Annotated in this window: 10 protein-coding genes, 1 other RNA gene and 1 pseudogene; 6 read left to right on the top strand and 6 right to left on the bottom strand. The window is 45.6% G+C overall.

What is annotated here, in order from left to right; all coding sequences use genetic code 11:
• Nucleotide 1: 1 nt before the first annotated feature.
• On the bottom strand, nt 2-1,342 hold the full coding sequence (locus QF041_RS10260) for a polysaccharide biosynthesis protein (RefSeq protein ID WP_307413895.1): 1,341 nt from the start codon (nt 1,340-1,342) through the stop codon (nt 2-4).
• A gap of 179 nt (nt 1,343-1,521) precedes the next feature.
• Here QF041_RS10260 and QF041_RS10255 point away from each other — a divergent pair, with 179 nt between their 5' ends.
• Together QF041_RS10255 and pfkA are read left to right on the top strand one after the other, a co-directional pair.
• A complete protein-coding gene (locus QF041_RS10255; protein WP_017689390.1) occupies nt 1,522-2,601 on the top strand; it encodes a tetraprenyl-beta-curcumene synthase family protein in 1,080 nt (359 codons plus the stop codon).
• 53 nt (nt 2,602-2,654) lie between these two features.
• A complete protein-coding gene (gene pfkA / locus QF041_RS10250) occupies nt 2,655-3,626 on the top strand; it encodes a 6-phosphofructokinase (protein WP_307413894.1) in 972 nt (323 codons plus the stop codon).
• Between the two features lie 87 nt (nt 3,627-3,713).
• Here pfkA and QF041_RS10245 read toward each other — a convergent pair whose 3' ends face one another.
• The 4 genes and pseudogenes from QF041_RS10245 to QF041_RS10230 all read right to left on the bottom strand — a co-directional run bounded on the left by QF041_RS10245 (nt 3,714) and on the right by QF041_RS10230 (nt 7,801).
• Nucleotides 3,714-5,066 carry an MATE family efflux transporter gene (locus QF041_RS10245; RefSeq protein WP_307416943.1) on the bottom strand — a complete coding sequence of 451 codons (1,353 nt, stop codon included), beginning with the start codon at nt 5,064-5,066 and terminating at the stop codon, nt 3,714-3,716.
• 205 nt (nt 5,067-5,271) lie between these two features.
• Nucleotides 5,272-6,453 (bottom strand): putative glycoside hydrolase, encoded by a 1,182-nt coding sequence (locus QF041_RS10240; RefSeq protein ID WP_307413892.1) that lies wholly within the window; start codon nt 6,451-6,453, stop codon nt 5,272-5,274.
• Between the two features lie 162 nt (nt 6,454-6,615).
• Nucleotides 6,616-6,804: a hypothetical protein gene (locus QF041_RS10235; protein WP_029880762.1), complete on the bottom strand. Its 189-nt coding sequence runs from the start codon at nt 6,802-6,804 to the stop codon at nt 6,616-6,618.
• Nucleotides 6,805-6,978: 174 nt separating this feature from the next.
• Nucleotides 6,979-7,801, bottom strand: a pseudogene (locus QF041_RS10230) (YitT family protein).
• 305 nt (nt 7,802-8,106) lie between these two features.
• Here QF041_RS10230 and cshA point away from each other — a divergent pair.
• From cshA to QF041_RS10210, 4 genes are all read left to right on the top strand, one after another.
• Nucleotides 8,107-9,696 (top strand): degradosome RNA helicase CshA, encoded by a 1,590-nt coding sequence (gene cshA / locus QF041_RS10225; RefSeq protein WP_307413891.1) that lies wholly within the window; start codon nt 8,107-8,109, stop codon nt 9,694-9,696.
• A gap of 218 nt (nt 9,697-9,914) precedes the next feature.
• Complete coding sequence (locus QF041_RS10220) at nt 9,915-10,727, top strand: YesL family protein (RefSeq protein ID WP_017689383.1); 813 nt, start codon at nt 9,915-9,917, stop codon at nt 10,725-10,727.
• Nucleotides 10,728-10,778: 51 nt separating this feature from the next.
• Nucleotides 10,779-10,970, top strand: a non-coding RNA gene (ssrS, locus tag QF041_RS10215) — 6S RNA.
• A gap of 181 nt (nt 10,971-11,151) precedes the next feature.
• Complete coding sequence (locus tag QF041_RS10210; protein ID WP_017689382.1) at nt 11,152-11,544, top strand: DUF1499 domain-containing protein; 393 nt, start codon at nt 11,152-11,154, stop codon at nt 11,542-11,544.
• 72 nt (nt 11,545-11,616) lie between these two features.
• Here the strand turns inward: QF041_RS10210 and tpx are convergent, their stop codons facing one another.
• Entirely contained in the window at nt 11,617-12,135 is a 519-nt protein-coding gene (gene tpx, locus QF041_RS10205; protein ID WP_036609653.1) for a thiol peroxidase, read from the bottom strand.
• Nucleotides 12,136-12,235 lie beyond the last annotated feature (100 nt).

Below are 12,235 nucleotides of genomic sequence, written 5' to 3'. Positions count from 1 at the left end.
ATTACCCTTTCAGGGATGCTGATTTACGGGCTTTCGGCACAGACATCGTAGGTTCTTGCTTCGTGCGCCGGATAACAAGCCAGACAATGATAAGTTCCGCGAGCAGGCCAAGGGATTGGGCAACAGCGCCAATCATACCGTTCCACGCAGGGAAAATACTAACCAGTATAAGCAGCACAATTACCGTGCAGATTGCATTCGCCGTTTGCGAACGAAACATCGTTTTTGTCTGACCGCGAAGCAGAATAAGGCCATTGCTGAAATCCAGAAAAGGGAAGATCAGCGGAAATAAGACGAACGCACGCAGTGTCCACAGACTTTGTTCCAACAGTTCGCCCTGAACGCTCATGACATTTTCCAGTACCCATGGTCCCAAGGGGGTATAGGCAATCGACACCATCATCGCAAACGGAATAAATCCGGTGACAAGCGCGAATTTTCGTACCAATTTGGCGTCCCCAAGGTAGAAATTCAGCACGATCTGATGGATGTATGTAAAGAAGCTTAGCATCAACTGCATCAGACTGCTTGCTATGGCAAAGGACGAAATGGCTAGTGCAATCCCGGTCGTTTTGCCAAGTACGATGTTAATAACCGGTCCTATGAACAGCGCTACAAAGCTGGATAACAGCAGCGGCTTATAAAAGCGAAATACGTCTCCCTTGCTCTCGACGGGATGATCCTCAAGCTTGGCTGGCATTTTGCGCTTGATGCTGTTTCCCTCCAGAAAACTGACGAGCGCTTCAATCATCATGCCAGCAGCAAAAATGATAGCGCCTACACGTCCACTGTCAATGCTGTCTGTGTATATGAAATAGAGGGAAAGGCCGTACATTCCGGCTAAACGGAATACCATCCCGATGGTTAACCACTTGGTGCGGTTATTCGTAATGATGATCCCCTGATAGATGTTGCGGATCACTGAAAAGATACTCACATACATGAGAATTTCATATACGTCGATGACTTTGGTCAGCAGATCCGGACTTACACCAAACAAGTATTTGAACACCCCGGTACCGACGGGAGAGTATACGATGAGAAACCCAATGAGAAGCACACAGGCAAGAAATATTTTGGTCACAAACGTGAGGGCCTGAAAGGATAGGCGATCGCGAACCAGTGCGGAACAGGTTTGCCGCAGCAGGGTGGAGGGGCGTTCCGTGAGGGTTAACAAGCTACCAGCGATGGCATAGCTGGCAATAACCGTCTCGGGATGAGCGGAACGTGCTAATGTGCTGTTTATGATGACGTGAGAAATGGTGACGAGAGAGGCGGAAATGCCAAGTGGCACAAAAAAAGAAAATAACCGTCTCCACGAAAGTGATTCACTTGACGACATGTCAACGACTCCTTTGATGGATGAAATATGGATAGTATATCACAAAGCTTTGAACGCCGATGCGATTTTTTATGCGGAATATACGGCAGATCATTTGTACAATTAAGGGGATCATATTATAATAGGAATGGTTAAAAATCGCTCTAATACGTATTCAACCAAGTGGAGGCACATTTATTTTGAGCCAATCAAATCGAAAACGTCATCAATATCCGCGTGGACCGCTGGCATTGATGAGAGGGGTGTACAAATACACCATTCCGGAAACACGGAAGGCACTGAATGGATGGCGTGCTCAAGCTGAGGCGATTCCGAATGAGGAGTTGCGTACACAGGCACTTGCCAGTCTGAAGGATAAACAGTTTCACTGTGAAGGCGGAACCGTCTACGCTTTAGCTGATTTACCCAACAGGCACATTCTGATTCCGCTGATCGTTTCATATCAAACTATTAGTGATTATTTGGACAATCTGTGCGACCGCAGCACCTCGATGGACCCGGATGATTTTCGTCTTCTCCATCAATCCATGCTTGATGCGGTAGATCCCGAAGCAATTCCCGTCAATTATTATGCCCTCCGTGAGGAGCAGGATGACGGTGGATATCTGCGGAATCTGGTGACCACATGTCAGGAACTGACCCGTCAGTTACCAGGCTATACGTCCGCCAAGCCCCAAATTCAGGATCTGGCAGGCCTATACACGGACCTGCAGGTATATAAGCATATCAAGCCGGAACTGAGAGAAACGGCACTGCTCGAATGGTGGTCGGAGCATCGTCATCGCACACCTCAGTTTCGTTGGAACGAATTCGCTGCTGCAACTGGCTCTACACTGGGCGTTTTCATGCTGTTTCTGGCTGCGAGTGACGATCAGTTGACTGAAGAGCAAGCGGCCTCGATCCACACGGCCTATTTCCCACATGTATGCGCATTGCACATTATGCTCGATTATTTAATTGATCAGGATGAGGACCGCATCGGGGGAGATCTCAACTTCTGCAACTATTATGAGAATGTGGAGACAATGCTGGACCGAATTGCTTTTATTGTGGAGATGGCACGCAGTGATGTACAGAAGATTCCGGGAAGCTCCTTTCACCGGATGATCATCGAAGGACTGATAGCCATTTACCTGTCTGATCCCAAAGTCAGCGAACAACAGGAAGTTCGCGTTGTATCCAAACGTCTGCTGAAAAATAGTCCGATCACAAGAATATTTTTCTTCATTTTCAGTCGCTGGATACGGAAAAATATGTAAGTCAGGTGTGATATTGCGGAGCCTGAAGTGAAACTAGAGGAGGAAGAAACATCATGACAGCAGTAAAGAAAATCGCAGTATTAACGAGCGGTGGTGATTCACAGGGGATGAACGCGGCTGTTCGTGCGGTTGTTCGCAGCGGACTGTTTCACGGTCTCGAAGTATATGGAGTTCAACGTGGATACCAGGGTCTTTTGAATAATGACATTTTCCCAATGGATTTGCGGAGTGTAGGGGATATCATCCAACGTGGGGGAACGGTTCTTCAATCGGCACGTTGCAAGGAGTTCTATACCGCTGAAGGTCAGCAAAAAGGTGCGGACATTCTGCGTGCGCGTGGCATTGACGGTCTGGTTGTTATCGGTGGGGATGGTTCTTACAACGGAGCAAACAAACTGAGCAAGCTGGGCATTAATACCATGGGTCTGCCAGGAACGATTGATAACGATGTTTCGTTTACTGATCATACCATCGGATTCGATACAGCTGTAAGTGTAGTGGTGGATGCCGTAAACAAATTGCGTGACACGATGTCTTCACACGAACGTTCTTCCATCGTTGAAGTTATGGGTCGCCACTGTGGAGATATCGCTCTGCATGCCGGACTTGCCTCAGGCGCTGAGACGATTCTTGTACCGGAAGTTCCGTTTGACATGGACGAAGTGGCTGACCGTATGAAAGCTAACTTTGCACATGGCAAACGCCACAGTATTATTATCGTTGCTGAAGGCGTGGGCAAGGGTGAAGATGTAGCAAAAGAACTGATGGAACGTTGCCCAACGTATGAGCCGCGTGTAACCGTTCTGGGTCACATTCAGCGTGGGGGTACGCCAACACCTTTCGACCGTAACCTGGCAAGCCGTCTGGGCGACTTCGCTGTTCGCAGTCTGATTGCAGGCGAGACAGACAAAGGTTGTGGCATTATCAAGGGTGAACTTACCCTGACAGATATTGATAAAGTGGTTAACACAAAAAAAGATTTCGATATGGAAACGTACCAGCTTGCACAACGTTTGTCCCAATAATTCGATTCAAAAACAAAGAGCACAATCCCGCATTGACGAGGATTGTGCTCTTTTTGTTGTTTTCCAAAGTAAGTGAGTGTTCCGATGTTACGCGTTACGGAGTGCCGCTTGTTTTTGTACCAGGAAGAGTCTCCAGAGAAGCGCAGTTGCTCCTACAGCAAGGCCGGCAATAAGCCCGATCCAATATCCAAAGGCGCCGAGTGAAGTATACGTAGCAGTTAGATAACCTACAGGCAGACCAATGATCCAATACGCTACAAACGTAATGATCAATGCCGGATTAACATCTTTGTATCCACGTAGTGCTCCTTGGGTTGGTGTGGCAATTGCATCCGAGATCTGAAAGAAGATGGCGTAGATAAGGAAATGCTGCGTAAGTGCAATGACCTCCTGATCGTTTGAATACACGCCTGCAATCTGTTCGCCGAACACAATCAACACGATCGCTGTCAGCAGTGAGAGGCCGATGGCTCCACCAATGCCAAGCAGACTGTATTGTTTGGCATCTCTCAGACGTCCCGCACCTGCCTCATAGCCCACAAGGATCGTAAGAGCCATACATATGCTCACAGGCAGCATGTAGAGCGTAGAAGCAAAGTTCAGCGCCGCCTGGTGGGCAGCAATTGTTGTGGTATCGAAACGGCTCATCATTAAAGTCACAGCAGCGAAGATGGACGTTTCGAAAAAAGTCGCAAATCCGATGGGTACCCCGATTTTGAGTAACTCTTTCCACTTGGCCAAGGAAACACGCGTCCACTGATGGAAAATGCCGTATTGGGCGAATGGTTCGACCCGATGGACAAAAAAGAGACTAATAAGAAAGATCAGCCAGTATGTACATGCTGTAGCCACACCGGCACCAACACCGCCCAATTGGGGGAAACCCCAGCGGCCGAATATCAGCAGATAATTTAGTAAGATGTTAACGGGCAGGGAGACCAATGTAATGAACATCGTAGTCCGTGTCTGACCAAGTGCATCCATGAAGCTGCGCAGCACCGTATATCCGAAGAGTGGGATAATGCCAAAAGCAAGTGCGCACAAAAAATAGAAGGCGACTTGGGCAACCCGAGGTTCCAAAGGCATTCCGTTCAGTATAGGGCCAAGTAACACCGCCCCGGCTCCGATAACGACGAGACTGACAGCAATTCCAAGATACAGCGCCTGGATGACGTTATACCCGATCTGATCATTTCGTTTGGAACCTAACAGATGGGAAACGACAGGTGTAATACCGATCAAAATCCCGCTTAGTCCAGTTTGAACTGGCATCCATAGACTTGTGCCAATCGCGACGCCTGCAAGGTCGGCCGGAGAAAACTTGCCTGACATATTGGTGTCGAAGAACGACATGGCAGAGAGGGCGATTTGAGTGGTGAAGATGGGCAAAAATATAATCAGGAATTGCTTCACTTTTTGGGAAAAGCTTGTTGTGTTCATGTTCACTGGCAGTGCCTCGCTATTCTAAAGAGATGTCTTCCAAGTGTCATATATGGACAGCTATTTATTGTAGAGGATTTTGTTCAATTTGAATAGGGACAGAAGCAGAGGAGGGGCCGTACCGAGAACATAAACAACAAAAAAACCTCGCTCCGCTTCAAGCAGAACGAGGTGGGATGAAATGAGAAGTATGAAAGAGTGCAGATTACTTATATTGTACACCTGATGTATAACGGTTGGACGCATTCCAGAGCAGATATTCATGCACATCCATGTCTTTCATCGCTCTAATCTGGTCTTCCACTTGTTTCTTGCCATACTTGATATAATGCCCACTTCCCAGCCAGCTTGCTGTGAAGTCCTGAATCCACGGACGAATGACAGGTTTGAGCTCTTTGGTAGGGTCCAGTTTCTTGTGTGTATCTTCCATTGAACCCTTGATGGTTGTGTAAGGATCTTTATCAGGGTCCTTGACCCCATACCAGCCAGTTGAATAGTGACTAGGGTATACCATCGGTGAGATCACGTCCACATTTTCGGATATTTTAACAAAATCCTGTCCAATGCCTTCAGCCGCAGGTACGGAAGCGGCATAACCGAAAATATCAACCGAGACACGCACACCTAACGGTGCCAGCTCTTTGCGTGCATATTGCACGAATTCAGCTACAACATCGACCCGGGACTTGTCAGATTTGGTGTATTTGAGTACATCAGCACGAGTTTCGAAACCTTCCGGGAAACGAACGTAGTCAAATTGAATCTCTTTGAATCCAAGCTTGGCTGCTTCCTTGGCGATTTCGATATTATAGTCCCATACTTCCTTGCTGTATGGATTCACGAAGCTGTCGCCTTTGCCATTTGCCCATACAGATCCATCCTTGTTGCGGAAAGAAAGTTCTGGATTCTTCTTCGCAAGAATTGTGTCTTTGAATACAACGACACGTGCAATCGGGTAGACCTCATGTTTTTGCAATCGTTTCATCAAGGCATCGATATCCCGAATAAAAGGTTGGGATTTACCCATTTTCTGAAGCGCTTTGTTTTCTGTGGGATAAGTTATGTATCCGAGATCGTCTTTGATATCAATGACCATCGCATTCAGTTCTGTACTGTCTGTCAGTTCTAGCAATTCTTTCATGCGTGCGCCGCCAGCACTGTATGCCGTTACATAGATACCTTTGACCACGGGGGCATCAGGTTGTGGGTCAGTTTTAGCAGGTGGATTATCGGCATCGATAACAACCTGATCTTTTTGAGATTGGATAATTGCGGTGTTAAAACTGTTGCTTAACGATTGGAATTGAGGATTTCCCTGATCTGCCACCGCCGGAGCAACACCAAAGCCTCCAAAGGCCATAGCCAGTAAAGCCCAAAACATGTTCATTCATTTCCACTCCCTTATGTGTGCATTCCATGTATGAATTATACATTAAAGCCTCTGGGCTTTTAACCATATTAATCAAGTAATGAAACACATGGAAAAAATGAAAACCGCTTCCTGCTGAGGAAATCCCCTGCAAGAAGCGGCGTGATCAATCTGAAAAAATTATTGAATGTAAATCTCATTTTGATGCTCACAAATACTGTACTGAATGATTTCCATTGCGTCTCCCTGTTCCAGGATGCCCAGCCCATCCCGGAGGACAATCAGTGAGTCGAGTTCATTCGGTTTCAAGAAAGGGAGCATTTCCGGGCACCATCTGTTGACAATCTCAAACAGTTTTACCGTTTCCATATCCACAATAATCACCCTTTCCTACTCGAATTCCAAAATGGTAAGTCATTCGGCGCGATTCGGGAAAGCATATGGCCTGTGAAATTGAAGGGTTGAACCTGCTATACAACATATTTAGGAGCCGTACACCGTTATTATACCACAATGTTATGAATTGTTAACCGTACAGGTGTCTCAACTTCTGCGGAATGAGCCCATAACACCAACCGTTTCCACAATGTTAACAAAAGCGTTTGGATCTGTATCCTTGATAATACGTTTAATTTCAACCAACTCGTAGCGGGTCGTTACGGTCATGAGCATGTCCTTTTCAATATCCGTGTATGCTCCCTGGGTCTTAATTTTGGTAACTCCACGAGGCCGAACCAGTAATTTTTTTAACATGGCTTCGGTTTCGTTTGTAATGATGTACAGTGTTACTTTGACGTGACTGATATGGATCAGATCAAGCACTTTGCCTGTAATGTAGATGGACACCATGGAGGCCAAGGCTGTATTCCAATTGTCACTCAGGTATCCTGCAAGCATAATGATCGTACCGTTCATACCGGCCATCACTGTACCAATCGGAAAGTCTCGTTTACGCGTGAAAATGGACCCAACAATGTCGAGTCCTCCTGTGGAGCCGCCGACTCGGAAGGAAACGCCAGTGCCCATTCCAATAAGCACACCGCCAAATACAGAACTAAGTAAAGGGTCTGTAGCCACAGCAAAAACAGGCAGAAGCGCAATGAACCAAGAGGTGGCTGCTACCGAAAGAATACTTAATGTAATGAAGCGTCGTCCAAGAATAAACCAACCTGCAATGAGCAGGGGAATGTTAAGAACAAAATACATTATACTAAGATTCAACGTTGTAAAATAACCCAGAAGCATTGAAATACCGGACACCCCCGCCGCTTAAAAGCTGATGGGGGACCAAAAACCAGTTAAAGCCGCAGGCAATAGCTGCAGCACCCAAAATGATCACTAAAGAGTGCCAAATTATTTTGGGCAATTTAATCACCTCATTTATATTTAAAACCAGATTGCTGGTAATCTTGAATTGTTTTGTGATATAATAATTTGTGGATATTCTTGAGTAGGAAACTTTTCCTAAATGGAGCAATAAAATTTTGAAATGTTTCAAACACATGTATGTAGTTTTAGTCTTATGTTGGGGACCCATTCATGGAATTATATTCGTTAGTGAAAATAATTCGTCCCGTTGGGATACCCTATAAATATTAACGCTACTTAAGAATACAGACAACAAAGTGGATTGTCCACCATGTCCACCATATAAAAGGAGCATGAATAATTTTGACAAATTTAAACTTTACAGATTTCAATCTTGAACCACTGGTGCTGCAAGCCATCACTGAGCTCGGGTTTGAAGAAGCAACACCGATCCAATCCAAAGCGATTCCTTTGGCACTCGAAGGCAGAGATTTGATTGGTCAAGCCCAAACAGGTACGGGTAAAACAGCTGCATTCGGTATTCCGTTGATCAGCAAAATCACGAAAAGTGACGAGAAAATCCGCGCCCTTATTATGGCACCTACACGTGAACTTGCCATTCAAGTTGCTGAAGAGATCGAAAAACTCACTCGCTTCAAAGGTCTTCGCTCCCTGCCAATCTACGGCGGACAAGATATCGTGCGTCAAATCCGTGCACTGAAAAGAAAACCACAGATCATCATTGGTACACCTGGACGTCTCCTTGACCACATCAACCGCAAAACAATCAAACTAGATGATGTACAAACTGTTGTACTGGATGAAGCAGATGAAATGCTCGACATGGGTTTCATGGAGGATATCCAATCCATCCTGAAACAAGTTCCAGACGAGCGCCAAACTATGCTGTTCTCAGCAACAATGCCTCCTAACATTCAAAAATTGGCACAACAATTCTTGAACAATCCTGAACACATTTCTGTGATTCCGAAACATGTTAGTGCACCATTGATTGACCAATCCTATATCGAAGTACCTGAGCGTCAAAAATTCGAAGCATTGAGCCGTTTGTTGGATATGGAATCTCCTGAACTGGCGATCGTATTCGGACGTACAAAACGTCGTGTTGACGAATTGGCTGAAGCTTTGCAAAAACGTGGATATTCTGCAGACGGTCTTCATGGTGACTTGTCCCAGAATCAACGTGATGCGGTAATGCGTAAGTTCCGTGACGGCAGCATTGACGTACTCGTTGCAACAGACGTGGCTGCACGTGGTCTCGACGTATCTGGCGTAACTCACGTTGTTAACTTTGACCTTCCGCAAGATCCGGAGAGCTATGTTCACCGTATCGGTCGTACAGGTCGTGCGGGTAAAGAGGGTGCTGCTTGGTCCTTCGTTACACCGCGTGAGATTGATCACTTGCACTTCATCGAGCGTGTAACACGTCACCGTATTCCACGTAAACCACTGCCAACAATGGCAGAAGCGGTTGAAGGTAAACAACGTTTGACAGCAGAGCGCTTGCTGGAAATCGTACAATCAGGCGAACTGAACGAATACAAAGGTATTGCGATTCAAATGCTTGAGCAATATGATTCTGTTCAACTGTTGTCGGCTGCACTGAAGCTCCTGACAGGTGACAAGAAAGATGCTCAAGTTGATCTGACTCCTGAAGATCCAATCCGTGCGAAACGTCGTAAACCGGACGTTCGCTCTGGCGGACGTAAACCATCAGGTTACAGCGGTAACCGTACAAGTGGTAGCAGTGGTGGTGGTTACAACCGCGACCGCAACAGCAGTGGTGGCGGACGTGGCGGTTACAACCGTGATCGTAACAGCGGCAGCAGCACTGGCGGTGGAAGCAGAGAAGGTGGTTACAACCGTGACCGCAAACCGCGTCCAAGCAGCAACGAAGGACGTCGTCCAGCGAAAGATTCCTCTTTCGAGTAATATAAACGTATGATCTGAAAAATGGAGCGGGCAACTGCTCCATTTTTTTATTTTCAAAGTTACTGCATCATTTTATTTCACTGTCAGAAGCGGCCAGAAACGCTAGCTAAGGACAAGGACGATCTCTTTTCGGGAAGTACTGGCTTTTCCTATCTATAATAAGGTATATTAATATTAGACTTCAGGTAATTCGCAAGGCTGCAGAGGAGGAGAAATGTTTGGAATTTAAAGGAGCTATGGGTGGGATCTACCGGCTTACAGAGTGGATTACGAGACTGGCCGCAACCAATCTGTTGTGGGCTATTTGTTCGTCTCCGTTCTTGTTTTTCTTGATTATGAAACTGCTCGTGATGCAGCAGAACCTCGCAAATGAATCATTGCAAATGAACTGGGCTATAGCTATTGTGGCACCGCTTACACTGTTCCCGGCGACTTCGGCGCTGTTTACGGTTGTTCGTAAATGGAATATGGGCGATACGGATGTACCGATCTTCCGTACTTTCTTTGTAGGTTACAAGGAAAACTACAAGCAAAGTTTAATTGGGGGTATTTTTTACACACTGCTGTTCGCGATTATGTATCTGGATTATACAGTGTACATGACGCAGTTCCGCAATATGCAGCTCGTGGGAATCATCATGTTAGTACTGCTTCTCTTGTTATTTGTATCACTCTTTAACTTTTTCTCGATGGTTGTACACTATCATATGTCCATCGGACTCATTATCAAAAACGCGGTATTGCTTACGCTGATCAGACCATTCCGTGTATTTTCCACATTGCTGGGAAGTGGATTGCTGTTCTATATCGGTTTCCGTTATCCGGTCTTGTTTGTTTTCTTCATTATCAGCATCATTGCTTGGTTCGCTTTCTTTAACTTCTACGCAACCTTCAACAAGATGCAGGAGCAGATGGAGAAGATGCAACTTAAGAAGGAAGAAGAGGAAGCTGCTGCGCTGGCTGAACAATCAGCAGAGAATGGTGAAACATCTGAGCCATCAGACGACAAAAACATTACATTGCAAAAATAAAACATGATGGATCGCCATTTACTTTTTACACAGTTAGGGATATAATAATTGTACATCCTGCGATGTACGTTTCGGTTATTCGTTGTTTTGAACCAATGATGATGTCTTCGGGAGATCAACACAGAATGTTGCTGAAAAGCCCTGTCTATACGACATGGGGACTTCAAAAAGCATTTTTGCGGTCACCCACCTGCCAAGCAGGTTCATAAGACAATGTAGCCGGACGGCATAGGCGGGTTCCTAAATCTTATGTACAGCACCCTGACTTTTCCTCTTCAGAAGGAATTTCAGGGTGCTTTTAAGTTGTGATGAATGTTTTTGATTGGTTTTACGATAAATATGATGCTTGCCCTTTTGTTACTACTTGAACAATGTTACACTAAGATACATAAATGGAACGGTTACATTCAAAGGAGGAAGGGTCTTGACCTTAAAGAGAACGCTCGTCGGTATCATCCGCAGCATGGAGGGGACCAGCGATCGAGCCAAGGATCCCAAATTAAAAACACGGTATTATAACTTATCTAAAGACAGAGCCTGGGAAGAGGTCTCTTCGACACTCAAAAAGATTCCGGGTTATAAAGTGCTGCATGAAGTACCTTCTGTTGGAGAAGTTATTCTGGAGAAGCGGACTACCTTTGGACGGACGATGGATATTACAGTTTCCATTATCTCGGTAAGTCCTGTTCGCAGTGCGGTGGATATGTATTCAGCTTCACGTGGTTCACTTGGAGACTTGGGTTCCAATTATCGCACGATTATGAACTTATTCTCTGTACTGGATAAAAAGCTAAGCAAGTATAAAGCAAATGATTGAAATAGATGATAAATAACAAAAAGCGAGTGAAGGTTAACCTTCCTCGCTTTTGTTCTGAACGTATGATAACTTCTACAGCAAAGCTTTTACAGCAGCAATCGCTTGTTCGAAGTTAGGGGAGTCTGTCATTTCAGGCAAATACTCCACATATGTAATCCGGTCTTCGGCATCCAAAACAAAAATGGAGCGCATGTCGAGTTGGAATTCTTTGATCAGAACGCCGTAGTCTTCACCGAAAGAACGTGTTTTGTAGTCTGACAATGTAACTACGCGGTCAACACCAGCTGCTCCGCACCAACGGGCCTGAGCGAACGGAAGGTCAACACTTACTGTCAAGACAACAACATTGTCTCCGAGTTCTCCAGCTTCCACGTTGAAACGACGAGTTTGCGCATCGCATACGCCAGTATCCAGGGAAGGAACAACGCTGATTAATTTGATTTTGCCTGCGAAGTCTTTCAGGGAAGCATCCTCAACCAGGTTCTTGCTCAGGGTAAAATCAGGTGCTTGATCGCCCACTTTCAGTTCGGGTCCGATCAATGTAATAGGGTTGCCTTTAAATGTGGCTGCGCCTGTACGTTCTTGTGTCATAATAATGTTCCTCCTTATAAATTGGTGATCCGTGCCAAAATCCATTATAATCTTTTATGAAAGGCATTGTCCAATTCGGACATGTACCATTACGATGGAT

The sequence above is a fragment of the Paenibacillus sp. W2I17 genome (genome assembly GCF_030815985.1).
GTDB lineage: Bacteria > Bacillota > Bacilli > Paenibacillales > Paenibacillaceae > Paenibacillus.
The sequence above is the reverse complement of the archived record's forward strand: the minus strand, read 5'-3'. Positions and strand labels throughout refer to the sequence as shown.